This is a genomic window from Sinorhizobium kostiense, from assembly GCF_017874595.1.
Taxonomy (GTDB): Bacteria; Pseudomonadota; Alphaproteobacteria; order Rhizobiales; family Rhizobiaceae; genus Sinorhizobium; species Sinorhizobium kostiense.
On the sequence record NZ_JAGILA010000004.1, the window covers coordinates 447341 to 474332 of the forward strand.

Annotated in this window: 22 protein-coding genes, 1 tRNA gene and 2 pseudogenes; 21 read left to right on the forward strand and 4 right to left on the reverse strand. The window is 62.0% G+C overall.

Annotated elements, in window-relative coordinates; all coding sequences use genetic code 11:
- The first annotated feature begins 87 nt into the window (after positions 1-87).
- From J2Z31_RS17425 to J2Z31_RS17465, 9 genes are all read left to right on the forward strand, one after another.
- Positions 88-696, forward strand: coding sequence for a LysE/ArgO family amino acid transporter (locus tag J2Z31_RS17425; protein ID WP_209602825.1), 609 nt, complete (start codon positions 88-90; stop codon positions 694-696).
- A 96-nt stretch (positions 697-792) separates the two neighbouring features.
- Positions 793-1431, forward strand: coding sequence for a LysE family translocator (locus J2Z31_RS17430; RefSeq protein WP_209602826.1), 639 nt, complete (start codon positions 793-795; stop codon positions 1429-1431).
- 12 nt (positions 1432-1443) lie between these two features.
- Positions 1444-2334 carry a dihydrodipicolinate synthase family protein gene (locus J2Z31_RS17435; RefSeq protein ID WP_209602827.1) on the forward strand — a complete coding sequence of 297 codons (891 nt, stop codon included), beginning with the start codon at positions 1444-1446 and terminating at the stop codon, positions 2332-2334.
- Positions 2335-2862: 528 nt separating this feature from the next.
- Positions 2863-3003 carry a hypothetical protein gene (locus J2Z31_RS17440; RefSeq protein WP_209602828.1) on the forward strand — a complete coding sequence of 47 codons (141 nt, stop codon included), beginning with the start codon at positions 2863-2865 and terminating at the stop codon, positions 3001-3003.
- Positions 3004-3052: 49 nt separating this feature from the next.
- Positions 3053-3307 carry a hypothetical protein gene (locus J2Z31_RS17445; RefSeq protein ID WP_209602829.1) on the forward strand — a complete coding sequence of 85 codons (255 nt, stop codon included), beginning with the start codon at positions 3053-3055 and terminating at the stop codon, positions 3305-3307.
- 269 nt (positions 3308-3576) lie between these two features.
- Positions 3577-3786: a cold-shock protein gene (locus J2Z31_RS17450; RefSeq protein ID WP_209602830.1), complete on the forward strand. Its 210-nt coding sequence runs from the start codon at positions 3577-3579 to the stop codon at positions 3784-3786.
- A gap of 186 nt (positions 3787-3972) precedes the next feature.
- Positions 3973-4311 (forward strand): DUF6481 family protein, encoded by a 339-nt coding sequence (locus J2Z31_RS17455; RefSeq protein ID WP_209602831.1) that lies wholly within the window; start codon positions 3973-3975, stop codon positions 4309-4311.
- A gap of 88 nt (positions 4312-4399) precedes the next feature.
- Complete coding sequence (locus J2Z31_RS17460; protein ID WP_209602832.1) at positions 4400-5440, forward strand: fatty acid desaturase; 1041 nt, start codon at positions 4400-4402, stop codon at positions 5438-5440.
- A 109-nt stretch (positions 5441-5549) separates the two neighbouring features.
- Positions 5550-7262, forward strand: coding sequence for an HAD family hydrolase (locus J2Z31_RS17465; protein ID WP_209602996.1), 1713 nt, complete (start codon positions 5550-5552; stop codon positions 7260-7262).
- A gap of 248 nt (positions 7263-7510) precedes the next feature.
- Here J2Z31_RS17465 and J2Z31_RS17470 read toward each other — a convergent pair whose 3' ends face one another.
- Positions 7511-7705 (reverse strand): hypothetical protein, encoded by a 195-nt coding sequence (locus tag J2Z31_RS17470; RefSeq protein ID WP_209602998.1) that lies wholly within the window; start codon positions 7703-7705, stop codon positions 7511-7513.
- 233 nt (positions 7706-7938) lie between these two features.
- On the opposite strand from J2Z31_RS17470, the gene ftsZ reads away from it, so the two are divergent.
- Complete coding sequence (gene ftsZ / locus J2Z31_RS17475; RefSeq protein WP_209602833.1) at positions 7939-8973, forward strand: cell division protein FtsZ; 1035 nt, start codon at positions 7939-7941, stop codon at positions 8971-8973.
- A gap of 33 nt (positions 8974-9006) precedes the next feature.
- Here ftsZ and J2Z31_RS17480 read toward each other — a convergent pair whose 3' ends face one another.
- Entirely contained in the window at positions 9007-10779 is a 1773-nt protein-coding gene (locus J2Z31_RS17480) for an adenylate/guanylate cyclase domain-containing protein (protein ID WP_209602834.1), read from the reverse strand.
- A 1515-nt stretch (positions 10780-12294) separates the two neighbouring features.
- Between J2Z31_RS17480 and J2Z31_RS17485 the strand changes: the two genes are divergently transcribed.
- From J2Z31_RS17485 to J2Z31_RS17520, 8 genes and pseudogenes are all read left to right on the forward strand, one after another.
- Positions 12295-15249, forward strand: coding sequence for a calcium-binding protein (locus J2Z31_RS17485; protein ID WP_209602835.1), 2955 nt, complete (start codon positions 12295-12297; stop codon positions 15247-15249).
- 144 nt (positions 15250-15393) lie between these two features.
- Complete coding sequence (locus J2Z31_RS17490) at positions 15394-16731, forward strand: TadE/TadG family type IV pilus assembly protein (RefSeq protein ID WP_209602836.1); 1338 nt, start codon at positions 15394-15396, stop codon at positions 16729-16731.
- A gap of 588 nt (positions 16732-17319) precedes the next feature.
- Entirely contained in the window at positions 17320-17763 is a 444-nt protein-coding gene (locus J2Z31_RS17495) for a TIGR02594 family protein (protein WP_209602837.1), read from the forward strand.
- Positions 17764-17929: 166 nt separating this feature from the next.
- Positions 17930-19036 carry an endonuclease/exonuclease/phosphatase family protein gene (locus tag J2Z31_RS17500; RefSeq protein ID WP_209602838.1) on the forward strand — a complete coding sequence of 369 codons (1107 nt, stop codon included), beginning with the start codon at positions 17930-17932 and terminating at the stop codon, positions 19034-19036.
- A gap of 2 nt (positions 19037-19038) precedes the next feature.
- Positions 19039-19320: pseudogene (locus J2Z31_RS17505) on the forward strand (NUDIX hydrolase); the annotation flags it as partial.
- Positions 19321-19431: 111 nt separating this feature from the next.
- A pseudogene (locus J2Z31_RS17510) lies at positions 19432-19887 on the forward strand (NUDIX hydrolase); the annotation flags it as partial.
- Positions 19888-19994: 107 nt separating this feature from the next.
- Positions 19995-20912: a PhzF family phenazine biosynthesis protein gene (locus J2Z31_RS17515; protein WP_209602839.1), complete on the forward strand. Its 918-nt coding sequence runs from the start codon at positions 19995-19997 to the stop codon at positions 20910-20912.
- A 156-nt stretch (positions 20913-21068) separates the two neighbouring features.
- A tRNA-Lys gene (locus tag J2Z31_RS17520) sits at positions 21069-21144 on the forward strand.
- A gap of 278 nt (positions 21145-21422) precedes the next feature.
- Here the strand turns inward: J2Z31_RS17520 and J2Z31_RS17525 are convergent.
- Entirely contained in the window at positions 21423-21569 is a 147-nt protein-coding gene (locus J2Z31_RS17525) for a hypothetical protein (RefSeq protein ID WP_209602840.1), read from the reverse strand.
- An 849-nt stretch (positions 21570-22418) separates the two neighbouring features.
- Here J2Z31_RS17525 and J2Z31_RS17530 point away from each other — a divergent pair.
- The 3 genes from J2Z31_RS17530 to J2Z31_RS17540 all read left to right on the forward strand — a co-directional run bounded on the left by J2Z31_RS17530 (position 22419) and on the right by J2Z31_RS17540 (position 24438).
- On the forward strand, positions 22419-22961 hold the full coding sequence (locus J2Z31_RS17530) for a hypothetical protein (RefSeq protein WP_209602841.1): 543 nt from the start codon (positions 22419-22421) through the stop codon (positions 22959-22961).
- Positions 22962-23124: 163 nt separating this feature from the next.
- Positions 23125-24000 carry a hypothetical protein gene (locus tag J2Z31_RS17535; protein ID WP_209602842.1) on the forward strand — a complete coding sequence of 292 codons (876 nt, stop codon included), beginning with the start codon at positions 23125-23127 and terminating at the stop codon, positions 23998-24000.
- The gene (locus tag J2Z31_RS17540; RefSeq protein WP_209602843.1) at positions 24001-24438 is read left to right on the forward strand and encodes a hypothetical protein; all 438 of its coding nucleotides are present in this window, start codon (positions 24001-24003) and stop codon (positions 24436-24438) included.
- A gap of 628 nt (positions 24439-25066) precedes the next feature.
- Here the strand turns inward: J2Z31_RS17540 and J2Z31_RS17545 are convergent.
- Positions 25067-26893: an ABC transporter ATP-binding protein gene (locus tag J2Z31_RS17545; protein WP_209602844.1), complete on the reverse strand. Its 1827-nt coding sequence runs from the start codon at positions 26891-26893 to the stop codon at positions 25067-25069.
- Between the last annotated feature and the right edge of the window lie 99 nt (positions 26894-26992).

Genomic DNA, 26992 nt, shown 5'->3' on the forward strand with positions numbered 1-26992 from the left:
ATCTGGGTAAGTAGCATTAACTAGCCTGAATCGGCTTGCGGCGATACTGGAAATGCTCACTCGTTATTCGGGAGCGTGTTTCCAGGCATGGATTTTTCGGTTTACCTGACGGGCCTCATGATGGGGCTCAGCCTGATCGTCGCGATCGGCGCGCAGAATGCTTTCGTCCTGCGCCAGGGACTGCGCAACGAGCATGTGTTCGCCGTCTGTCTCGCATGCGGCCTCTCCGATACGCTGCTGATCGTGCTCGGAGTGACGAGTCTTCGGCAGATCGCCGCCCTGTTGCCCTGGCTCGATCCGGTCATGCGCTACGGCGGGGCGGGTTTCCTCTTCTGGTATGGCGCCAAAAGCCTCTATTCCGCCCTGCGGTCGAGCGGAGCGCTCGCGGCCGGGGAGGCGAAATCGTCGAGCCTGGGCAAGACGCTTGCGACATGCCTCGCGCTCACCTGGCTCAATCCGCATGTCTATCTCGACACTGTCGTGCTGCTCGGCACGATCTCGACCCGGTTTCCGGGAGGCGAGGTCGCGTTCACGGCAGGTGCGGTGACGGCGTCGATGCTGTTCTTCTTTTCGCTCGGCTATGGCGCGACTTGGCTCAGGCCGATCTTCGCAAGACCGTCAGCCTGGCGCATCCTGGAAACGCTGATTGCTCTTACGATGTGGATAATCGCTTCCAAACTTTTGAGCGGGATCTGATCTCGCGGGGACATCGGTGGCAGTCGTTACATGAGGATCTTGACTTGGCAGCTCTCCTCGGTTGACCTCGGCTATTAATTCATGAGGGCTCCCAAGATGTCGTCCGCCAACCTCCACCAACTGCTGCTCGTCTATGCGGCCTATGTGATTGCTGCCGGCAGCCCGGGCCCCAGCAATATGCAGATCATGGGTGTTGCGATGAACCATGGAAGACGGGCGGCACTACTGCTTGCGGCCGGCGTCGTCAGCGGTTCGATTTTCTGGGGGCTGATGGCCGCGACCGGCATCTCGGCTGTCCTGACCCGATATGCGGAGGCACTGATTCTTCTCAAGATCTTCGGCGGCCTCTACCTCCTCTATCTCGCTTTCAAGGCCGGCAAGGCCGCTCTCACCTCCGACGATCAGGCCATGGGCACGGCGCCGGCTGATCAACGGCTCTCCGGCTCGGCCCTCTACCGGCGCGGCTTGCTGATGCACCTTAGCAATCCGAAAGCCGTACTCGGATGGATCGCCCTGGTCACGCTTGGGCTCGGGTCGGACGCATCATGGCACACGCTTGCCGCAATCCTCGGGGGCTGCGCGGTGCTGAGCGTGACCATCTTCTGTGGCTACGCTCTCATCTTCTCGACCGCGCCAATGGTGCGCATTTATCGCCGCGCGCGACGCGGGATCGAGAGCACTTTGGCCCTGTTTTTCGGCGTGGCCGGTTTGCGGCTGCTGCTGTCGCGCGCTTGACGGAGAGCAACCGTGACCCTCTTTACCGGGCTTTCGGCCTTTCCCATCACGCCCGCCGATGCTAGCGGCCGTGTCGACACGGCCGCGCTCGCGCGGTTGCTCGAACGCATCCATGCAGCCGGTGCCGATTCAATCGGGCTGCTTGGCAGCACGGGGGGCTATGCCTTTCTATCGAGGGACGAGCGGCGCCGCGCCGTCGAGGCGGCTATCGACTGCGTTGGCGGCAGGATACCGGTCATCGTCGGTGTCGGGACGCTTCGAACCGACGAGGCGGAGGCACTGGCTCGTGATGCGAAAGCTGCCGGCGCCGACGGGCTGTTGCTTGCGCCGATGTCCTATACGCCGCTCCTGGAAGAAGAGGTCTACGCGCATTTCGCTGCGGTCGCGGTGGCTGGCGACCTGCCGCTCTGCATCTACAACAATCCCGGCACGACCAAATTCACGTTCAGCAACGCGTTGATTGCGCGACTTGCAAAGGTGGCAAACATTGCAGCTGTAAAAATGCCATTGCCGTCGGATGGCGACGTCGATGGCGAGATGGCACAGCTGCGCGCGCAAACGCCAGGGGGGTTCTCCATCGGCTACAGCGGCGACTGGGGAGCGGCCACGGCGCTGCTTTCCGGCTGCGACGCCTGGTACAGCGTGATCGCTGGGCTTTTGCCATCAGAAGCCCTGGCGCTCACGCGGGCGGCCCAGGCCGGCGACGCGGCGGAGGTCGCGAGGCTTGACCAGGCTTTCCAGCCTTTATGGAGCCTGTTCAAGGCGTTCGGCAGCTTCCGCGTGATGTATGCGATCGCCGAAGCGCTCGACCTCTGCCGGGTCGACCCGCCGCGCCCGATCCTGCCGTTGCCGGAAAGCGAAGTTGCACGGGTCAAGAGTGCACTCGATAAAATCTTTGCGTGACCGATGCATTGCACCTCGGAGGTCGGGCAAAAGGCTCAGCACGCGACGAAAGCATGCCGGACGTGGTCCAATCATGTGCACAACTGCCGCCGCGGCCGCGCCTGTCTGCGAGTCTGAAATCAGCGCGCGAGTTCGGATTGATGATAATGACCCATTGCGTGTGCCCTTTAAAGAGCGCATGCTGTGAACGTCAGCGGCCATTTCCAGGGCGCTGCTGGTTCGGGGCCTCGGCGTCCTGGCCCCAACGAAGGGAGGACAGCATGTCTTCCGACCTCCAGTCTCAGACCACCGCTCGCAATCTCGTCAGCGTCACCGGATTTGGATACGGCGAAAACGTTCGGCTTCAGCAAATTCGTGAAGCCGAAGCGGCGGCCGCACCGTGCATCAGGCGATTCAACTCGGCAGCGCCGAGGGCCAGCCGTTCCTGCCTTTTCGGCGGAAAAATGCGTCCATGCCGAGGTTAGCTACTTAAGTCGATGCCGCAGAATTGAAGGCCCAAAAAACAACCGAGTTCTCCAGGAGGACCAGATGGCCAAGGGCCAAGCAAGAAGCAATCGCGAAGTCAGAAAGCCAAAAAAAGACAAGGCTGTGGCACCGGTCGCAGCCGTGCAGGGCAACCAGGTCAAGTTCGCCAACAGCGGGCTCGGCTTCGGCAAGAAGCCGAAATAGCTGCAAGGGGAGCAGAGGCATTGCTCTCTTTGCCCCAGGGACCGCACCCGTGAAGACGGTTGATTACAGTGCCAGCGCGGGGCTTTATCCCTGCAAGACCGTGAGAAGAACGAGCCGGCTTCGTTACAAGCGGTTTGATTCGGTCGCTGAAGCACTTCGCTTTGCAATTGAGGACATGCCAGCCTCGCTGCTTCGCGGCTCTGTTCTGGAGGTCGAGGAGGACCGCTACGACGGTCAGCAGATGCGCGAGCTTTACGAAGCCGACGCATACCCTCTGCCGCGCCGGGAACGCCCGGACTTGTGAGCTGGTTTCGAAAACCAGACCCGCGTGTGCGTCGCGTGGGCGACTTCATTCGCCAATGACTATCAAAGGTAGCAAACAAGAATTTCCAAAAAACAAAAAGTTGACCGCGCCGTCAAAGGCCTGTATCCAGCTCACATCGATACTTTGTCTGCCGATATTTGTTGCTGCTGCGCCTCGCGCGCCTTGACGAACTTCTCCTTTCAAAAGTCGAAAAATGCCCGCTGCGCGTCGCTCAGCGGTGATCAATGTTGCTAAGAAAGGGGTTCGTCATGACCACTGGCACAGTTAAATGGTTCAATTCCACCAAAGGCTTCGGCTTCATCCAGCCTGACGACGGCGGCGCCGACGTGTTCGTTCATATTTCTGCCGTCGAGCGCGCAGGGATGAACTCGATTGTGGAAGGTCAGAAGCTCGGCTTCGAGCTCGAGCGCGACAACAGGTCGGGCAAAATGTCTGCAGGCCAGCTCCGCGCTGCCTAACGCTTTTGGCCGCCGATGACCACGGATGTACTGGCACGGCGGCAAGAAGTTCGAAAAGGTCAGGCGGATGCCTGGCCTTTTTTGCTGTTCTGAGGCTCCATTAGCGGGGCACAACGTCCGCATCCCCTTTCCGAAAAGACTTTGACGTTGGAAAGCTGGTGACCACGAGGATTAAGGGAACATCTATTGAGACACCTCAACACTAATGGCTTTGCGGAACGCCGCGCTGCTGCGGCCGAGGCCAAGCGTCAGCTTCTGGAAAAATTCGCTTCCGCGCCGAAGGCGACTGATCCCGAGATGCAGGAGCGGCTTGCCGCCCGCGAAGCCGTTGCGGTTGCCCGAAAGGCCCGTCGGGCCGAGCGCGACGCTTTGAAGACGATCGAAAACCAGCGCCTGCTGGCGGAGGCCGCAGCAGCGGAAATCGAGAAGAGGAAAGAAGCCGAAGCACGCGTCGCGGCCGACGAAGCTGCGCGCAAAGTCGAGCGCGACCGGCGTTATGCCGCACGCAAGGCTCGCCAGGCCTGAGACTTTCAACCACTGCGCCGGAAACTCAACCGCCGGTCACAAGCTTGGCGGATCGTTTGCGAGGCAAGGAAACGCGGACCAGTTTTTGATGAACGCACATGTCTGTCCACCGGCATCACTTGCTGAAGATAATGCCGGAGCATGGTTGAAGACCCTTGCGAAATACCGCCAGCCACGCGTAGGGCGCAGCGTCCTGGAGCTCCTTGTCACAGCCGTTCCGTTCGCCGGCTTTTGGGCCATCGCCTATTTTTCGCTCGCTCACAGCTTCTGGTACGGGCTGATCGCAATCATTCCGGCCGCAGCCTTCCTCCTGCGGCTTTTCATGATCCAGCACGATTGCGGCCACGGCTCGTTCTTTGCTCGTCGCAGGCTTGACGATTGCACAGGACGTGTCATCGGCGTCCTTACGCTGACGCCTTACGATTATTGGCGCCGGGCGCACGCCGCTCATCACGCCTCGGCCGGCAATCTGGACGAGCGGGGTGTCGGCGATATCACCACTCTCACCGTCTCGGAATACCGGGCACTTTCGCCCATGAAGCGCCTCGGCTATCGCCTGTACCGGCACCCGCTGGTGATGTTCGGCCTCGGCCCTGCATGGCTTTTTCTCCTAAAGCAGCGCGTGCCGGTCGGGATGATGAACGGAGGGACGCTGCCCTGGGCCTCGACGATGGGGACGAATGCTGCGATCGTGGTGTGCGCCGCCTTGATGGCTTGGGCGATTGGACTCCTGCCTTTCCTCTTGATCCATCTGCCGATCGTGCTCCTGTCGGGCGCCGCCGGCATCTGGCTCTTCTATGTGCAGCACCAGTTTGAAGATACGCACTGGTCGGCCGGCGAGGATTGGCGCTTTCCCCAGGCAGCCCTACACGGTGCCTCCCACTATGACCTGCCGCTGGTTTTGAGATGGGTGACCGGCAATATCGGCATTCATCACGTGCATCACCTGTCGAGCAGGATCCCTTACTACAGACTGCCGGAAGTTCTGCGCGACCATCCACAGCTGGCGCATATCGGCCGCATCACTCTTTGGGAAAGCTTGCAATGCGTCAGGCTCGTCCTTTGGGATGACAGCCGCCAGAAACTCGTTTCATTCCAAGATGCTGCCGGTGCGGCAGTTCACCCATAACGGCCAGCCACCGCTTCTTACCAAGCCTGCCGCCCGCGCCGCGGGAACCAGCATCGGCCTTTCACGTTCCCCTCTGCAGCAAGTCCGACCGGCAAGAGAGGCAGCGCGCATGTATTTCATGGCCCTTGCGACAGATTATGACGGCACCCTGGCGGACCATGGCACCGTCAGCCCTGAGAGCCTGGAAGCGTTGAAAAGGTTCAGGGATACCGGCCGCAAGCTTCTGCTCGTCACCGGGCGTGAACTGCCCGACCTGAAACGCGTCTTCCCGCACACGGACCTGTTCGACAAGATCGTCGCCGAGAATGGGGCGTTGCTCTATTCGCCGGACACCGAAGAGGAGAAACCGGTTGCGCCGGCGCCGCCGCCGGAATTCGTCGAACGGCTGAGAGCAAAGGGCGTCGACAACCTGTCGGTCGGGCGGTCGATCGTCGCCACCTGGGAACCGCACCAGAAAGCCGCGCTCGAGGCGATCAACGAGCTTGGCCTCGAACTCGAGATCATCTTCAACAAGGGCGCCGTGATGATCCTGCCGACCGGGGTCAACAAGGCGACCGGCCTCAAGGCTGCGCTCAAGGAGATGCAGCTCTCGTTGCTGAACGTGGTCGCCGTCGGAGACGCGGAAAACGACCACGCGCTGTTGCGATCTTGCGGTTGCGGCGCTGCGGTCGCGAATGCGCTGCCGGCAGTCAAGGATACGGCCGACTTCGCGCTTAAGGGAGAACGCGGTGCGGGTGTCGAGGAATTGATCGAGCGGATCATTGCGGAGGACTACGGGTTCTGCGCCAATTCCCTCCACCAGGTGCAGATCGGCGAGGGAGACGACGGACCCGTCTCGATCGCGCCGCCCGACGTGCTGCTCATTGCCGGGAGTTCCGGGATCGGCAAATCGACCTTGGCGACCGCGCTGTCGGAGCGGCTGCGGGAAAAGCGCTTCCAGTTCTGCGTGTTCGACCCGGAAGGCGATTACGAGGATCTCGAAGGCGCCGTCACCGTCGGCAGCGGTTCCGTCACGCCGACGGAGCGCCAGGTGCTGGAACTTCTGGCAAATCCGGATGAAAACGTCGTCGTCAGCGCGCTCGGTTACGAGCTCAAGGAGCGGCCCGCCTTCTTCGCCGAACTGATGTCGGACATTTCGGCGCTGCGCGCGCGAACGGGCAGGCCGCACTGGCTGATCATCGACGAGGCCCATCACCTCATGCCCGCGCCCCGCGACAGCGCCTCGCTCGCGCTTTCCGACGATCGCTCGGGAACGATCATGATCACCGTGCATCCGGATTCGGTCTCGCCCACGGCGCTCTCGGCGGTGACGGCAGTCGCCGCGCTCGGGCCCAAGGGGCGTGAGGCGATCGAGACGTTTTGCGCGGCGATCGGCGAAGATCCGCCGGACGGCCTGGATGAAGTCCGGGCCGAGGACGAGGTCCTCTTCTGGCGGCGCTCGACCGAGGATCAGGTGCAGCGCATCCGGGTCGAAAAGCCGAAGCAGGTGCGCAAGCGGCACACCCGGAAATATGCCGAAGGGCATCTCGGAGAGGATGCGAGCTTCTATTTCCGCGGCCCGGAAAACAAGCTGAACCTGCGCGCGCACAATCTCATCATGTTCCTGCAGATTGCCGAGGGGATCGACGACGAGACCTGGGAACATCACTTAAGGGCAGGCGACTACTCGAAATGGTTTGCGGAACGCATCGGCGATCCGGAACTCGCCGAGGAGGCCGCGGGCATCGAGGAGGACCGCTCGCTCGTGCCGGCCGAAAGCCGCAAGAGGGTGGCCGAAGCCGTGCGCCGGCGCTACACAGCGCCCGCTTCGGAGAAAGACTGAGGGGGAGGTCACGTTGTATTGTCAAGCGGTGCAGCGAAGCACCCCTTCTGGTCTGCCGGCGATCTCCCCCACAAGGGGGGAGATCGGACAGCGGCGACGAGTCACGGGTCGCGGCCGACGCGGCGATAGCTTGGGGCGAAGGCGCGCTCCCAGCCAATCTCCCACCCTTGTGGGGGAGATGCCCGGCAGGGCAGAGGGGGGTATCAGCGGCCCGATTTTTCGCCGCTGCGAGCAGGCCAGTCCCCGCGCTAGCGCTTCGGCTTCTGCTTCGCTCCCGCGCCCTTGCCGTCGGAACTCCTCGAGCGCTCCTCGAAGCGCTCGGCGCCCTTGGCGAGATCGGAGCCCTTTTGCGCTTCGACCTTTTTTTCTTCCTTCGCAGCGCTCTCATGCAGGCCGCGAGCCGCTTGCTTGCCCTTTTCCGTCGGGGCTTTGTCGACGCCCATTGCCGTCACTCCTGACGTGATGATGTCCACCATGAACGTCGGGAACTGGCCGAGGTTCCTCAACCCCGGCATGTAGCTGTGGACGCGCCTTGATTTTGCCCCTCTTGCCTTCTCCCTGGCCTTTTTGAATTCCTAAAATGAAGGCGGCTGATTCGCGCCGCACCGCGTTCGAACGCCGTTTCCCGGGACGGGCGAGCTTTCGATGGCCGGGAAACTGCCCTAGGAGAGAACCAATGACTGAGTACAAGAAGCCGATCATCACGGAGATGCGCCCGAAAATCACCGTCATTGGCGTCGGCGGCGGCGGCGGCAATGCGATCAACAACATGATCGCGGAAAACCTGCAGGGGGTCGATTTCATCGCCGCCAATACGGATGCGCAGGCGCTGTCGATGTCGAAGGCGGAACGGCGGATCCAGCTCGGCGCCGCCGTCACCGAGGGCCTCGGCGCCGGCTCGCTGCCGGATATCGGCAATGCGGCGGCACAGGAATCGATCGACGAGATCATGGATCACCTCGGCGGCACGCATATGTGCTTCGTTACCGCCGGCATGGGCGGCGGAACCGGCACGGGGGCGGCACCGGTCATCGCGGAAGCCGCGCGGCGCGCGGGCATCCTGACGGTCGGCGTCGTCACCAAGCCGTTCAGCTTCGAGGGCAAGCGCCGCATGCAGACGGCGGAGATGGGCATAGAGCGGCTGCGCGAGAGGGCCGACACGGTGATCGTCATCCCCAACCAGAACCTCTTCCGCATCGCCGACGCCAAGACCACCTTCGCCGACGCCTTCATGATCGCCGACCGGGTGCTCTATTCCGGCGTCAGCTGCATCACCGACCTGATCGTCAAGGAAGGCTTGATGAACCTCGACTTCGCCGACGTGAAGACGGTGATGAAGGGCATGGGTCGGGCGATGATGGGCACCGGCGAAGCGGCGGGCGAGGGCCGGGCGATGCAGGCGGCGGAGGCGGCGATCGCCAACCCGTTGCTCGACGAGGTTTCGATGCGCGGCGCCAAAGGCGTGCTCGTCTCCATCTCCGGCGGCATGGACATGACCCTCTTCGAGGTGGACGAGGCGGCGACCCGCATCCGCGAGGAGGTCTATGACGAGGCCGACATCGTCGTCGGCGCGATCTTCGACCGCACCCTCGACGGCACCTTCCGCGTCTCGGTCGTGGCGACGGGCCTCGACAGCGCCCGGGCGGGCGAGGCGGCGACATCCGAGTCGGTGAACGGCCACGCGTCGGTGCCGGGGCGGACGCTGCAATAGGGTGCTGGCTGAGCCGATCTGGTCCGCCCGCACTTACTCGCTCAGCCCCGCACGGCGTAAGTCGTTGGCGAAGCGGTCGACGAAAGCTTCGGACATGGCCGGGCGGCTGCCGAAGTAGAATTCGGCGCGCGCCCTCGACGTGGTCATGTCCGGCCGCCAGCGGAGGAGCTCGGCGACCGCCTCGCGTGCTTCCGCCGCCAGCCCTTCGGCGCCGAGCGCCGCAGCCAGCACCATGGCCGGCCAAAAGGTCACGTTTTCCTGGCGCAGCGACGTGCGTGCCGCCGCGACGGCTTCCGCGTAGCGGCCGGATTGGTAATGGGCGATCGCCAGCATGTTGTGGAACGTCCAGAGATGCGGGTCGCGCGGGCTGAGCCGGCAGGCCTCCTTGATTTCGGCTATGCCTTCTTCCGGGCGCTCGACGTAGCAAAGGGCCTGCCCCAGCGCGAAATGACCCTGCGCGAAGCTCGCGCTGAGCCGCAGCGCCGCACGAAGATGATCGATGCCGCGCTCCGGTTCGCCTCGGAGCGCGAGTGCCCGTCCGAGCGCAAGCTGGGCTGCGGGCTCGCGGCTGTCGAGCATGATCGCCCGCTCGGCAAGCGTGACCGCATCGTCGATGCGATCCGCGCGTTCGTCGAGCGGGCCATACCAGCCGAGCTGAATGTGCACATAGGCGAGCCGCGCATGGGCCTGGGCGAAGCCGGGTTCGAGCTCGATCGCCCGTTCGAACAGCCCTTTTGCGGTCTTCAGATCGTCGAGGGTGAACTTGTAGAGGTGCCAGAGGCCCTTCAGATACACGTTCCAGGCATCCATGTCGGCGGCGGTCTGGCCGCGCAGCGCGGCGAACTCGATGATGCCGAGCTCCGGCTCGACGGTGCCGGTGATCTGCCCGGCGATCTCGTCCTGGAGCACGAAGATGTCGCCGAGCATGCGGTCGTAACGCTCCGCCCAGAGCAGCATGCCGGTCTCTCCCCTCAATAACTGGGCAGTTATGCGAATCCGATCGCCAGAACGGCGAATGCTGCCTTCGATCACGTATTTGACGCCGAGATCTTCCGCGACTTTCCTGACATCGATGGCGGCGCCCTTGTAGGCGAAGGAGGAATTGCGGGCGACCACCCGCAGCCACCGGCAGCGGGCAAGGGTGGCGATGAGTTCCTCGGTGAAACCGTCCGAGAAATGTTCCTGCTCGTCGACGCTCGACAGGTTGACGAAGGGCAGCACGGCGATGGACGGGCGCTTGTGATCGGGAACGGTCCGGACTTCGGAGACGGCGGTGATCGTAGCCGGCCCGCCGGTGGCCGCAGGTTGCCACTGCCAGACGCGCACCGGCGCCTGGATCTCGCTGAAGGCGCGGAGGCCGAGGTCGACAACCGGAAACTCGAGTTTCGACGCGACCTGGTCGTAGACCTGCTGGGAAACGCAGACGCCGCCCGGCGGAGCGATCTTCTGCAGGCGCTCGGCAAGCGAGACGCCGTCGCCATGGATGTCGTCGTCTTCGACGATGACATCGCCGAGATGGATACCGATGCGCAGTTGCAGGGGCTCGGCTCCGCCGCTTCCACCCTGCTGGAGCATCTTCCTCTGGATCTCCATCGCGCAGGTGACGGCAGCGACCACGCTCGAGAATTCGGCTAGCGTGCCGTCACCGGTCTGTTTCACGATCCGCCCGCCATGCTCGGCGACCGCCGGCCGGATGAGCGCATTGCGGCATTCCTTCAGGGCATTGAATGTGCCGGCCTCGTCACGCCCCATCAATCGGCTGTAGCCGACGACATCCGCATCCAGGATCGCTGCCAGCCGCCTCATGCACCCCGAGCTCCTGATCCCGCAGCATGTCTTCGGCCCGAACCCGCTGCCCACTTCGGGCCGACATGCTTTCAACTCACGCTTGTCTTTTTGCCGAACAACCCAGGGGCGAGCGCGTAGCAGAATCCAAAGAGAGGGGGAACCCAACCGTCGCTTCTTCCCGGGTGCGGAGGGTAGCAATCGTCGAGGTGGGTGTCCATTAGAGCGGCATAATTTACTTTTATATTCGCAGTCAGCGCGCAAGCACCCGGTGCGTTTTTTACGCCTACAGCGCCGTGCGCCTGATCAGAGGCCACAGTACACGACAGCAGAACAATTGACTTTGGCTGATGCTTTTTTGCCGTCATCCCTGTGCTTGGCACAGGGATGAGAGCAGCGCCGCGTCTGCGGCGCGGAAGAGTTTATTCAGCCCAAGGACTTGGGCTGGCTGGATTCCTGTGACAAGCACAGGAATGAGGCGCGAGGTGAAGCCTTGCCGAAACCGCAACCAAGAGGCGAAATAGGAAGAGCGGCAGACTCGAACGGGGCTTAAAGGAAGGCCCGCCTAGGGGCGGGCCGGAAGGCTGGCGGTGAAATGCTACCAATGTGTGGGCGCAATTCCTTTGGTAGAGTCAATACCCCCTCAGTAAGTCCTCGGCATGCCATAAGCCAATTCCCCCGGGGAGCCGCCGCCAGCTCGACCTGGGCCGCATCTCAATCAGAGCCCGCATGAGGCGAGCTCTGATCTAAATTGCTACTGAAATCCCGTTCGGCGATTTGCCTGAATATATTGCCGGGCCACGGCGTTCGGTCCAGTAACATTTGAGGGCGATTTGTTACGAAGCACGACCGATTCTTGCGCGCGGCAGTGGCGAGGGACAGAGTGTCGTATCGCTTCCTCGACAGTGGCGAGCGGTGCGAAGGGAGCAGCGAGGGCCGGCGCCCGACAGCCGCCGGAGATGTCAGTCGCTTGCCCGCCCGTACAGTCGAATGCTCGCGCAAATGGCGTCGAAGAACACGCGCCAGTTCATGTCGTTGGGTGCGAATTGGTTTTCACGATATCTTGTATCTGAACAAGCGGTTGGACTGATAGCCCGCGTTGGCGTAGCGCATTGTCGCCGCTCGGGACGAATTTTTTCGCACGTTCTTCGCGTCGCGGTCGACAGCCACGGACCTTCGAAACAGCACGCGGACATCTCGGCGGAGAAGGCTGACGCGGGCGTCGAAGAGGCGGCGGGCGGCATGTCCGGCATGTGTCGGCAGCAACAAGGGTGTGGGTGTCATCCGACTGTTCCTGCGGGAACATCGGACGGGATTTTTCTGAACAATATGGCGGACATGGACGTATGTCGTCCGGCAGTGAGGAGACGAGAGCATAACCGAAGTTCATTAAAGACAATGCCTTCCTAACCTTTAGCTGGCGGCGCTCCCTTCAGCCGCGGCAGCAATTCCAAAAAATTCGATCCGCTTCGACGCCGTGCCTTCGCGTGCCGGCGAACGAAGCCTCCATGCCAACAGATCACTCAGGAGATAAGAATGGCACTCAAAATGGGTACGGACGCCGCCGAGACGATAAATGGCGATTTTGGCGCCGACAACATCTTCGGCCTCGGTGGAAACGACACGCTCAACGGTTCCTTTCAGGGCGACGTCCTCTTCGGCGATACCGGTGAAGACACGCTGAACGGCGACAGCGGCAACGACTTCCTCGATGGCGGCGAGGGCAGCGACGACATCAATGGCGGCTCCGGCCAGGATACGATCATGTCGGAAGTGCCGTTCTCCGGTGCCGGCGACAGCGCCGACGGCGGTTCGGGGACCGATCGGCTAATGGTCAACTATTCCGATCTCTCGGCGGGCGTCACCATCACGATCCGCGACTGGATCACGCCGCAGACGCTCACCGGCAACATCCAGGCGACCAATGTCGAAGCCTTCAGCATCACCGGCACCGAGCTTGCCGACACGATCACCGGCGGCAACTACGCCGACATGCTGACGGGCGGCTCCGGCGACGACAAGCTGACCGGCGGTCGCGGCGCCGACGTTCTGGCCGGCGGTCTCGGCTTCGACACCCTGAGGGGTGGCTACGGCATGGATTTCATCAACGGCGATGACGGCAACGATCTCCTTTATGGCGATGCCGGAAGCGACTTCCTCGATGGCGGCAGCGGTGACGACGAGGCACGCGGCGGCAGTGGCTCGGACTGGGTTGCAGGCGGCATCGGCAACGACTCGCTCCTCGGCGAGGATGGCGACGACAGGCTCGCCGGCGATGCTGGCGTCGACAGCCTGAACGGCGGCAATGGCAACGACTATCTCGACGGCGGTGCCGGCGATGACAGGGTCGAAGGCGGCGCCGGCAACGACACGATCAGACACCGGCTCGGCGAGGGCAAGGACACGATCACCGATGCGAGCGGCAACGATCGCCTCGAACTCGTCGACCTCACCGGCAATTTCGCCGCCAAGGCCGCGACCCTCACCAATACGCTTGCCGACGGCACGACCTTTATTGGCATCGAGAACTACACCATCTCCGCGACCGGAACGGGCGCCAACAGCATCACCACTCTCTCGGGCACCGATGTCATCGACAGCGGCGCCGGCGACGACAGCGTCAATGCCGGTGCCGGCGACGATCATGTGAAGACCGGCACGGGTAAGGACAGCGTCCTTGCCGGCGACGGCAACGATCGGGTGGAACTCGGCGAAGGCGGCGCCGACAAGGCAGATGGCGGCCTTGGTAGCGACATCGTCAGCGTCGACCGGCGGTCGACGACGGCCGGCTTGACCTTCTCGGCAACCGGGGCGAGCGCGACGCTTTCGGAAGGGACCACGCTCAAGAACTTCGAGCGCTACACGGTGCATTTCGGCTCCGGCAGCGACATCGTCAAGTCGGTTGGAACTGCCCAGGGGGTCGCCTTCTATGGCTATGCCGGCAATGACACGCTGATCGGCACGGCTGGCGGCGACACGCTCGACGGCGGCCTCGGCAACGACAACCTGTCCTCCGGCGCCGGCAACGACAGCATTGTCGATGTCGGCGGCACCAATGTCATCAATGCCGGCGACGGCAACGACAGCGTATCCGTCGGAAACAGCAACAACACCGTCGCGCTCGGCACTGGCAACGACTCGTTCAAGCGGACGGCGTCGACCGGCAAGCTTTCGCTCGACGGCGGCACCGGCACCGACTTCGCCTCGATCGACTTCGGCAAGTACACGGCCGGGATCACCTTCAAGCTGGCGGCGTCGGTCACCGCCACCAGTGCGCCGGTGACGGTCAAGAACGTCGAGCGCGTCGAGCTTTTCGGCGGCAGCGGCAATGACGTCTTCGTCGGCGGCGGGCTGAACGACGCGCTGCATGGCCGCGGCGGCCACGACAGCCTGACCGGCGGCGCCGGCAACGACGTCCTCGTCGGCAATCTCGGCAACGATACGCTGAGGGGCGGCCTCGGCGACGACACGCTCCATGGTGACAGCGCAAGCGAGTATGGCGGCCGCGACAAGATCTATGGCGAGGACGGCAACGACCGCGTCCATGCCGGCATCGGCGATCTTGCCGATGGCGGCAGCGGCACCGATACGCTGAGCCTCGACGCGCGCAACCAGACGAAGGACATTTCCTTCAGCTTCGCGACCGGCAGCGCCACCGTCGACACGACGACCTCGTTTACGGCCTTCGAAGTGCTGAACTACTTCGGCAGCGCTGGCAAGGACACGGTCACCGGCGGCAGCCTCAACGACCGGCTCGAGGGCAACGGCGGCAACGACACGCTGAAGGGCGGCGCCGGCAATGACGTGCTTACCGACGGCGCCGGCAGCGACAATCTGTTCGGCGATGCCGGCAACGATACGCTGACCAGGACCGTGTTCAGCGGCACCGATGTCTTCGACGGCGGCACCGGCACCGACACGCTCTCCTTCGGGCGCGCCAGCGACAGCTCGGTCGTGCTCGACCTTCAGAACCAGGCCCTGAACCGGGGCATGGCGCAGGGGCTGACGGTCAAGAACTTCGAGATCATCAATGGCAGCGCCAATGACGACGTCATCCGCGGCGATGCGGCCGCAAACACGCTCAACGGCGGCGGCGCCGACGACGTGCTCGACGGCCGCGGCGGCATCGACCGGCTGAACGGCGGCGCCGGCGACGACTGGCTGACCGGCGGCGCCGGTAACGACGTCTTCGTCTTCGACCGCTCCGGCCGCGACGGCGAGGGTGACGTCATCACCGACTTCACCCGCGGCCAGGACAAGCTCTCGATCGACCGGAGCGACTACGGCATTGCCGCGGCCGACGCGACGGTGACGCTCGTCGTCGGCGCCAATCCGGTGGCGACCGGCACGAAGGGCACCTTCCTGTTCGAATCGGACAACGGCCGGCTGTGGTTCGATGCCGACGGCAAGGGCAGCGAGGCGGACCTCGAACTGGTGGCGATCCTCAAGAACGTCACGACGCTTACGACCGGCGACTTCCTCCTCGCCTGAGGTCGCTTCACGAATGCCCGGCTCGCTTGGCCGGGCATTCGGCGAACGCATAAAAGTTTTGTAAAATACAAGAATCTTTCCTAACGAATTATAAATTAGCCTCACCTAAATTGCCTGACGTCCTGTTTCGGAGAGGGGAAGGCTATGAGGGCCGGGAAGTTCCGTGGGCAATTCAGGCGACTGGCGGAGAGCAGGGACGGCAATTTTGCGGTGCTCGGCGCCATTGCTTTCGTGCCTATAATCGCGGTGGCGGGACTGGCGATCGATTTTGCCGGAGCCTATCTCGAATCGGAGAAGATCCAGAATGCGCTGGACTCCGCGGCACTCGGCTCGGTCCGGGTCTATGGCGAGGGCGCGACGGAGGCGGCGGCCTCCGAGGAAGGCGAGAAGTTCTTCTGGAGCAACTATTCGCTGCCGAGGGAGAATGTCGCCGAGGCTCTGGCTCAGCCGACGGACATTGAGGTGCAGGAAGCGCTGACCTTGACCTTTGCGCGCGGCGTCGACGAAGACACGGCCACCGCGGAGTTCGCATACGAATACAAGCCCCTCTTTCTCGAACGCCAGCCGTTTCAGATCCGCCGCCAGGCCGTTGCCGCGCGCACGCCGAGCGCCGAAGCCTGCATCTTGGCGCTTCACCATACGGCCCAGCGCGGCTTCGAAGTCAGCGGCAGTGCGATCGCGGACATGACCGGATGCGTGATCGTTTCCAATTCGAACCACGGCGAGTCGATCTACGCCGGGGGGACGGGCAAGCTGAAGGCCGAGTGCCTCTATGCGGCGGGTGGCATCTACGGCTCGCCGCAGGCTGTTACCCTCGCTTGCGAGCATGCCGTCGAAGGATCGCCGCGCGTTCCCGATCCCTTCGCCAGCAAAGCGCTGCCGAAGGCGTCCACCTGGGTCGATCTCTCCGGCTGCGGCGTGAATTATGTCAGCGGCGGCGGCGGCAACGGCAATTGCAACGGCACCGGCAAGACGCCGAAGAACACCGATGGCTATGTGGTGACGCTGAAGCCTGGAACCTATCGAACGTTCGAGGTCAAGGGAACCGTCAAGCTCGAGCCCGGATATTACATCATCGATGGCGGGCGTCTCGAACTGGCCGCACAGTCGGTGGTGACCGGCAGGGGCGTCACATTCTTTCTGCTGAACGGTGCCGATCTCCTGATCCGGGGCGGCGCCACCTTCGACATCTCGCCGTCGCTCGATGGTGACTGGGCGGGATTCTCGATCGTGGCCGAGCATGGAAATACCGAGCAGGCGGTGATCAACGGCAACAGCAGTTCCTCGCTCACCGGGATCGTCTATCTCCCCGATGCGGCCGAACTGCAATATTCAGGCAATGGTTTGACCGGCGGCGAGTGCATCCGGATCATCGCGCAGGAAATCACGCTCACCGGCAACAGCACCTTCAAGATGGACTGCAGCGCCGAGCTCGCCGACAAGAAGCTCAACTATCCGGGCGCGATCCGGCTGGTGCGCTGAGCAATTCGGCGGCTGCGGGCGACGCAGCCGCCAAAACGGCGATCAAAGAGCCGCGCAGCCGTCGAAACCGCGCTTATCGCCGGTTTCAGCAGACATTTCGCGCGTGAAATGCGCCTTTCGACGCAGGTGTTGCGTCTCTTGCCACAATTTCGCTCCACCTGACCTGCAAAAGTTGCGCCCGCCGTCCAACGGCTGGCAGGGGATTTTCCAGGTCGCGCGTAGCGAACGCCATCAGGTTGGGGCACGGCCATTGCGGGTCGCGGCCGACTGCAACAGGGCAATCGAAAATCGGTGATCGGTTTTCGGTGAGAATGTAGGCGGTCACAAAGCGCTAGAGAGTCTTTCGTTTGCGTATTTTTCGTAAATGTGTGATGCCCGAAGAGGGTGGCGCCAAGTTAATTTCAAGGACGCTCTAGCCCTTTGATTTTTAGAGCAGTTCAACCGCTTTCAGGATGAGTTCGCTGAAAGCGGGGCGGTTTCGTGCGCGCCGTCAAATCACGCTCTGGTGGTCAACTTCATCGCAATGGACGGATGTGAAGCGGGCGCATGCCGGCATGAGGCCGGCTGGCCATGAAGGAGACCCAGATCATGAAGGTTGTGGCGTTTCTGACTGCAGCATTTGTCACGCTTGCGGCCCCGGATACCAGTTTTGCGGAGATGCTCTCCCAGGCACAGAAATATACGGGGCTGCACGAGGTCAAACACAATAAGAAGCTACGCGCGGCGCTCGGCATTAACCCCGCGCGCACGCCCTGGTGCGGCCATTTCATGGGGCTGATCGCCCGGACTGTCGGCCGAAAGCCACCGGAAAGCTACGGTATCGCGCGCTCCTGGCTGCGCTTCGGCGCTCCAGTGCGGCTCGCCTACGCGAAGCCGGGAGACGTTATCGTCGTCAGGGCGGGCCGAAGCTACCATGTCGGCATCCTCGCCGCGCTGTCGAAGTCGCGTGCGCAGGTCATCGGCGGCAACCAATCGGGCCGCGTGCAACTGTCTTATTTCAGCCGCGGACAGGTTGTCGCCGTCAGACGGTAAGCGTCGTCCCGACGCGCGTCTGACGCCGGCATTCCTCTTGCGCCGTCATCCCCGGCCTCGAGCCGCTCAAGGCCGGGGATGCTACCCATGTTTTTATCCCAAAACCGCTACACACTTCTGGGCGACATGAATTAATCTGCGCGCGATTCATTTGCGGGTTTGTCTGATGTCGCTTCGCCTTGCCACCTTCAATGTCGAAAACCTCTTGAGCCGCTTCGATTTTTCCGGCTTTCGCAACCAGCTGAAACAGGATCGCGTCCTGCGGCTCTTCGAAGTGCGCAGCGAGGCCGAGTATCAGCGGCTCGAGGAGGCGCGCACCATCGCGCATACGGACGACACGCGGCAACTGTCGGCCCTGGCGATCGCCGACTGTGACGCCGATATCCTCTGCCTGCAGGAGGTGGACAGCATGGCGGCGCTGCAGGCCTTCGAATACGGCTATCTCTTCCGCATGGTCGGCAACGGCTACCGCCAGAAATACCTGGCCGAGGGCAATGATTCCCGCGGCATAGACGTGGCGGTCCTGATGCGGGAAGAGACGCGCGACGGACAGAAGATCGAGTGCCTGGAGGTGAAAAGCCACGCGGCGCTCACTTACAAGGACCTCGATCTCTTCGACGACGAGCTGGCGCAGACCAACCGGCCGGGCGACCGGATATTCAAGCGGGACTGCCTTGAAGTCGATTTGAGGATCGGCGGCCGTCCGCTGACGCTCTATGTCGTGCACTTCAAGTCGATGGGGCCGGCGCGCGAGGGGCTTGACGGCCGCGAGGCAACGATGGCGCTGCGCCTTGCCGAGGCCAAGGCGGTACGGCACATCATCGAAAGCCGCTTCGGCCGAACCCAAGCGGCTGAGAAGATGTTCGCGATCTGCGGCGACATGAACGACTATCAGGAAAGGGTGGAAGTTCTGGGCGATCGGCGCAATGGCTACGAATTCGTACCGCGTGAGGAGGCGAGGAGCGCACTCGACGTCTTTACCCGTGACGGCTTCGTCGAAAATCCGGTCGACAAGCGGCCGGTGCTCGACCGCTGGACCTTGTTCCACAGCCGAGGTCCGCAAGAGCGGCATCTCTGCCAACTCGACTACATCTGGCTCTCCCCCGCGCTCGCCCGCCGCAATGCCGCCCGCGTCCCGGAGATCATTCGCGCCGGGCAGCCTTTCCGCACGATCTTTCCCGTTGGCCAGGAGGTGGAGCGCTATCCGCGCACGGGCTGGGACCGGCCCAAGGCGTCCGACCATTGTCCGCTCGTCATGACGCTGGATATCTGACGATGGTTCTTTTCGAGAGCAACCGGGCGCATTGGCCGGCGGAGGGCACGATCTTTCCGATCTCGGAGATCGACGTCAGGGTCGCCGCCGAACCGCATCCGTTTCACCTAGCGGAGAGGGAGCAGGCGCGGGAGAACTGGCGGTGGGAGATCGCGGCGAAGCCCGATCTCTTCGACGGCAGGATGCTGCTGCAGCGGACGATTCAAATCGAGGGCGGACGAATCGCCGCGCGGGCGCATATCGTTCCCTATTCGACCTTCTTGTGGTGGCGGAAGACGAGGGGGCTAGCGCGCGATGAGGAAAAGTGCGCGCGGTTTTCCGCCCGCATCGCGCGCTAGCTTCATAGAATCGATCACGTTTATGATTTAGGTCGATACGACCTAAAATCATCGTGATCTAGCGCCTGCCATCTGTTCGGCATGCCGATGCTCATGTCCTCGGATGGAGCGATGATCGCGATCCGGATGGGCGCGCACACCGCCAATGCGGGGCGTGTCTACAGCCCCGGCGGCTCGCTCGAGCCGGAAGATATCATCGATGGACGCTGCGACGTCGCCCGCAACATCGCGCGCGAGGTCCAGGAGGAGACCGGCATTGTGCTCTCTGACGCAATTGCCGAACCGGGCTGGCACGCGATCCACATGGACAGCACCGTGACGGTCTTCCGAGTTTTCCGGCTGGCATCCGCGGCGGACGAGATCGTCGCGCGGGTTGCCGCCCATATCGCCTCCGACCCGCATCCGGAAGTCGAGGAGGCGGTTGCGATCCGCTCAAGGGATCGGACGGCGCACAACTATCCGGAATGCATTCCGCCGATCCTCGAATGGTTGTTTTCGCGAGATGGGCGATAGCGTTTTTTTTGCCTTGCCGGTCGGGGCGAGTCCGGTGCAAGTTTCGTGGCAATCTCGGAAGGCATGTCGTTTGGAAGTGTGCTGCGGATAGGAATGGGGGACATCGGATGCCACGTCGCTATGCGATCTACGACGTCTTTACCAGCAGGCGTCTCGAGGGAAACCCGCTCGCAGTGGTGTTCGGCGCCGACGGCTTGAGCGATGCGGCCATGCAGGCGATAGCCCAGGAATTCAACCTCTCGGAGACCGTTTTCATCCACCAGCCAGCGAGCGCGGCCCACTCGGCACGCCTAAGGATCTTTACGCCCGCACATGAGCTGCCTTTTGCCGGCCATCCGACGGTCGGGGCGGCGGTGGCGATCGCGGAGGACCTCCACGGCAACTCCGATCGCAGGCTCGACCTCATGCAATTGCTCGAAGAGCAGGTCGGACCGGTGCGCGCGGCCGTGCGGCTGAAGCCGGGGGAGGCGAGCTTTGCCGAATTCGACCTGCCGCGAAAGCCAAGCCGGCTCGAAGCCCATTTCGACAAGCAGGCGATCGCCGATGCCTTGAGCCTCAAGGTGACGCAGCTGGGCTTCGAGAACCACGTCGTTTCCTTCTGGAGTGCAGGTGTTCCCTTCGTCATGGTGCCGCTGCACGACATAGCGGCGGTCGCCGCCGTCGAATTCAACCCGGAGCGCTGGGAGCGGCTGACGCCGCTTGCCGAAGGCAGGCTGGCGGCCGCCTATCTCTATTGCCGGGGCGGCATCAATCACACGGCCCGCTTCCATGCCCGCATGTTCGCGCCTGAGATGGGCATTGCCGAGGACCCTGCCACAGGTGCCGCGGCAGCGGCGCTGTCGGGCGCCATCAATCTCTTCGACAAACTGGTCGACGGACACCACCCGATCCTGATCGAGCAGGGGGTGGAGATGGGCCGACCCTCCTTCATTCACCTGCATCTCGACGTCACCGGCGGCCGGATCTCCAACGCCCGGATCGGCGGCCACGCGGTGAAGATCGCCGGAGGCGAGCTGATGCTCTGAGGTCGCGCCGCGCGGGCCGCATGACGACGGTTCCCGAGCTCCAATGGGCGCGCCGAGAAGGCCGAAATTTTTTCCCGAGATTTTTGAAAGGGTGCTGGACAAGGCGAACGAAGGCCATTATACGCCCCTCCATACCGCTGCGACGCGGTCCTGGACGGGTGATTAGCTCAGTTGGTAGAGCAGCTGACTCTTAATCAGCGGGTCCACGGTTCGAGCCCGTGATCACCCACCAGTTATCTCCCCGCAACTGTCCTCAGCACTTCATCCCCTCTCCTAGCGCCCCACGCTGGGCGATAAAATCCGAGATCGAAGAGGAAGGCAACGCTTAGTGGTGGCGATGCAGGGGGCGAGACCAGCGACAGGGGCGTGGACTGTCGGTTACCCTTTGTTCCTCACCCGTGGTCATCCGTCCGGGTGTGGTTGTGGCACCTTTGTTCGCCTGTCGGTGCCGGTTCGTTCGTAATACAGAGCCAGAATTGCTAATGAAGGGAAAGTGGACGGGACAGCGGATCAGTAGACGTAATCCCCACCGCCTCCAACATCGACGAACCATAACAGCTCGATGCCAAGGACGACGCCAGCAATGCCGAGAGAGCCGAGGAGGATAATCCGGAGAACGTTGAGTATGACGGGTATCGCGTTGCTCAGCATTTCCATTCGGAGTTCCCTCCTTATCGCTCAGAGCGTAAGGCGAGAAGCCTAAACCGGACAACGGCCTAAAGTCCTGTAGGACATAAGCGTTTAGTCGGATTTCGCTACCTATAGTTGTAGTTTTACCAGAATAGCCATGGTCCGTGGTGGGTCGTCCGCTCGGTCGCCATTAAAATCAAAGTCCCTTAGGGGAAACCGGGGCAGGGGGCCTATGCTGCGCTGCAACATTTACAGGGTTGGCTGTTATCTTCCGATCGCTCGAGAACGAACGAAGCACGATTACCTTGGTGCAAAAGTTAAACCAACGTCTGGGTTTGCAGGTCCCGGGCCTCCATCACCGGGGCCATGCCCGATCTCGATGCAAGGCATATCCTAGTCCACAGAGATGGCAAGGCCGACGCTGTGTACCGCGAAGCCTATCCAGATGTCGCTCTTGAGAATCAGGGCAAGATCAAGCTGGACTTCATGTTCGTAAACTCGGCGAGGACGTCCGTTTGCGAACCGGCCAATCAGAGCGACCAGCAGATCATTGCGACAAACGTAGTCGCCCAAAATGACGTTGTACATTGATTAGATCAGACACCTGCCACGCGGGGTATTAACCGGAAACCACCCGGCTCCGCTCCCCTCAGCCCCGGAAAATTCGAGCTCCCGCTGGCTCAAATTTCGGGGAGCACCTCAGGAGAAAAAATAATTTTTGAGACGGATGCTCTACAACTGGCCGCCAAGCTGGCCGAAGCCACGCTAGATGTCTCAAGAGACTATGATGAGGAGGATGTCGGCGGTGAAGAGGACTTCTCCAGTCAGCTTTGTGGTAGGCTCAAGGAGACTCTCAAGTCATACGAGACTGAGAACATGGTTTGGCAAGTCGAAACTGCAGAAACTGATAAACCGCACGGCCGTCTTAGAGCTCGCACTCTGAGTAAAGTGAGCGAAGAGCCCATTTACGGTGCCGATATCGTCATGGCCATCGAGGCGCGCGGACCCGATTTCGAGATGAAGAAAGGTTTTCTCGCACAGGCGAAGCGGCTGGAATACGGCAAGAAACTCAGCACAGCCGACTACAACGGCCTGCGAAAGCAATGTCAAAATATGCTAAATGTAACGGCCGCAAGTTTCGTGTTCATCTACAGCAGGACCGGGGTGACTGTGCTATCGGCTAATGCCATTATAACCTCAAGTAATCGGGATCTGTGGGCGCTACCGACCTGGCCAATTGATGTCCTCTATTACGATTTCGCTATCTGCTGGATTGGTGACTATCGGCTCCGCACTACCACCCGCAGAACGCTGGACGAGCTGCGCGCCACCCTGGATGCTAATGCGGCGATCCGGGTTCTTGGAAAACCGAAACTGAAAGAAGCTACGCCTCGTAGAAGGCGACGTGTGCAAGTCTAACGCTGACGGGGCAGTAGCTCGCTGGTGCTCGCCCATCGTGCACATCCAGCTCCCGTCGTCCGACTAAAGCGAAAGGTTTCACCACTGTGGCAGCCGATTTTCGCCCCTAGCCATTAACTATTTATTTTTGCATTATGCGCTCCAAGGTAGTGGAAGGACTCCAATGGACTACCATCAAAGAATTGCAATCACGCTCGGGTTTTTATTGTTGCCAATAGCAACTGCATACGCCGGCGGATGCACGGGGGAATATCAGCCACACGAGAAAGGTGATTTTCGATTCAAGACGGCCTCCTCGTTCGAGGAAGGCAATTCGCTACATATCTACAGGACCTGCGTCCTGAACGAAGACCCTCAGAACGATCTAAAGGTAAGTTGGTACATTCCCGGACCGCATCTAACTTGGTTGCCACCGCACGAGCGCATCGACTTTTCGCGGCGCTCCATCGACCCTGATGCCCGGCCGCTCAAAGGCTGTATTGAGTACGGGCACCTTGGCGATGTGACAATAGCCGAATTCCTTGGAGATAAAGCTGAAGAAGCGCTCACAGCGGAACCAAATGAGCAAGCCTGCCGGCAGCAGGCAGGACTTCAGGTCCTACCGGGCGGGAAAAAAGAGATTGATCCACCTAAGTTCGGCTGGACTGAGGATTACACCATCTTTTTTCCGTCTGATATCGAGGATGTCCGCGAGACAATGCTCAAGCTCAGCGCGACGGTCTCTATAAAAGAAACCGACGACGGTGCCTACCGTACATATTTTGTCTACAGCGTTGCCCCCTACGACGGAAGGAAAGGTGGCGATCCTGAGGCCGTACGATTTAGGGCAATTTTCCCGGACGCTATCCCCTACTTACAGGAACTCTATGCTGCGCAGGTTGCTGCGGAACCACGTGTCCTTGGCTTTAAAGGAGAAAGTGCGTTCACCATCAGCCGTGCAGAAAAGTATCGGCCCGCTCCGATGCTCCTCGAATTCCTGGGAAAGGAAAATCAAATCCTAGCGGTGCTACAGGTTACCGTTCTGGCGCCGGGACTGTAAATGGGCAAACTATTTAAAGCGATTACTGCTGTCGCGCCAGGACCAATCGCCGTATGGGCCGGGGATGTCTTACAGGTGTTTGACAGAACCTTTGTTATTAGACCGAATTCGCCGGAGATCTTGCCCAATACTGCTGCTGCAGTTGGCACGATTCTAACAATCTTCGTCACTGCCATCCATTTCAATGCGGCACCAGCAACTCTAAAACGGCGAGCGCTCTGGGCGGGAAGCGCTGCGGCATTAGTTCTGATCGCGATCTTTGTTATTCGCGCCTTTCTCGATGGCGCTATCCCGCGCAGAACTGCAATCATCCTGTATCGAGTCTATGATGTCTCGAGCTCTATTTTTTTGGTGCTGGTGATTGTGACGGTCGTATTTGCGATCCTATACCAGTTCAACAGCTCGGGAGATGACCAAACTGAACCAGCGCAGGATTGAACCGATCCGCAAGCAGCCAGCGACGGGCGATAAGCGGGTCGGGGCAAACGTCCAGCATGCTACACAATTTGCCCAAATCTAACGCTTACCCGCCCTCATTCAAACAGGCGCCCAGCCACCCGGTAACCCCGCAGCCGAAGTCGAGGATCGCCTGGAATTCAGTTCCCAGCGTATTCCAGCCCTCGCGCGTTTCCAGCTTCGGCTGCTGGGTTTGAAACCCGGCCGTGCTCGCGTGTGGTATGGAGATACCCCTCAAATTTCCAGCGCGGAAACAAACGCGCGACTGCCCCCGACGGGCCCCGCCGGCCTGTCAATCCTGTTGCCCCGCCCCCCGGGCTGCCGATACCCGCCCCAAGAAGTCGGCGAGCTTGGCTTCGATCCCGGCGAGCCGGGCATCCAATGCGGCGAAGCTAGGCCCGTCTTCGAAGGCCTCCTTGGACACTGGACAGCTCGCGTTCGAGTGCGGTCCGCAATTCGCCGGCGTGTCGTCCCTCAATTGCTGTAGATCGTTGGTGATCCGCTCAGCGTTCGCGACAACCCACCGCCATCAGCCTTCCCTATCGCGACTTGCGTCAGCGTCACGTACTTGGGGGCCGTTGAAAAAAATGGCGGGCCTACAGACTCTTAATCAGCGGTCCACGGTTCGAGCCCGTGACCACCCACCGAAAGCCTCAAAAAACCCTCCCTTGAGAGTCAGCACGCCAGGACGGGTGTTGATCGGCGCCTCGCGCTCGGCGGGACCGAGCCGCCCGTGGTCGATCCGGATCCGCACGTCGCAGTGTATCAGCGTGCTCAGGCGGTGAGCGATGATGAACGTGGTACGGCCCTCCATAAGTCGCCCGAGGACCTCGACGATGGCGCCCTCCGTCCGTGCGTCCACCGAACTGGTCGGTTCGTCGAGAATCAGGATCGGCGCATTTCTCAGGAAAGCGCGGGCAAGCGAGATGCGCTGGCGCTCGCCGCCGGAGAGGATCATGCCGCGCTCGCCGACCTGCGTGTCGTAGCCTTCCGGCAGGCCGGCGATGAACTCGTGGACCTGGGCGGCCTGAGCGGCCTCGGCGATCTCCCGGTGGGTGGCGTCCGGCCGCCCATAGGCGATGTTGTCGGCGATGCTCGCCGAAAACAACACCGGCTCCTGCAGGACGATGGCGAACTGGTTACGGAGGTCGGCCAGGCGGTAGGCGCGCAGGTCCACGCCATCCAACAAGATTGCCCCATGGGTCGGGTCGTAGAACCGGATCAGCAGGTTGACCAGTGTGGTCTTGCCGGACCCGGTCGGTCCCACGATCCCGACACGGGTCCCTGGGGTGACCCGGAACGACACGTCGTGCAGCGCCGAGCGGCCCTCATCATACCTGAAATAGACTTCCCGGAACTCCACGGCGCCGGCCGCGCGCCCGAGCGGGCGAGCATCCGGGCGATCGTCGGCATCCGCCGACTGGTCCAGGAGCCCGAAGGCGCGTCGCCCGGCGGCGAAGGCGACCTGAAGCGAGGATAGGCTGTTGGTGATCGTGTGCACCGGCCCCAGGATTTGCCAGACGTAGCCGATTACCAGCAACAATTCCCCGAGGCTCAGGATTCCAGCCCGGACGTGCAGGACACCGATGGCCAGCACCGTCGCGGCAGCGAGTGCGATAACCAAGCCTTTTAGCAGATCGAACCAGCCGTTGATCGCCGCGATCCACAGGTTGGTGGCGATCACCCGGCGCGAGCGGCGCGCGAACCGCTCCGTTTCGTGGCCCTCCCGACCGAAGGCTTTGACGACCCTAAGGACTGACAGGACCTCTTGGACAATGGATAGTGTGGCACCTTCCAGCCGGCGGCTCTGGTCCCAGCACGGGCGGACGCAGCGGGAGTGGATTCGCGAGAGGAGGAAGATGATCGGCGAGACGGCCAGCGCGACGGCCGCCAGCTGCCAGTCGATCACGGCTGTTACATAGATCATGCCGATGAGCGTGACAGACGCGGCGAGCACCGGGATAATTCCGTAGATGGTGACCCACTGGACGCAGGGCGCGTCGCTGAGGATACGGTGGGTGGCATCGAATGAGCCGTTCCGGTCGTGATAGGCCAGCGAGAGGCGCTGAGCGTGGCGGAAGAGACGGGCACGGAACGCGAGCGTCAGCTGCTCGCCGGTGTAGGTCCGCAAAAGCAACTCGGCGAAGCTCCGCACTTGACCGACGACCGCCAGCGCGACGGCGAGACCGAACGCGACCGCTAGTGCGGCAAGCGGTCGCTCAGAGGAGTTGGATACCAGCGCCCCCAGGAAACTTGGCAATGGCTCCGCGCCAACGGCGCTGTCCACCGCGATTTTGAGAGGCAGGGGCGCCAGGAGGGCCATCGGCGACCAGAGCAGACCGATGAGGAGCAGCCCGAGCAGATGCAGGCGGTGAGGCGCGGCCTGCGACAGCAGCCGTCGGAATACATCGACATCGGAGTACCGGCACGAGAGCATGACACCCCTCGAGTCGCTCGGCCATCAACACGAGATTCCCCGCTCGCGGCCGACACGCCGGGGATGAAAAAGCGCTCGCGATGACGGACTTTTTGCGGC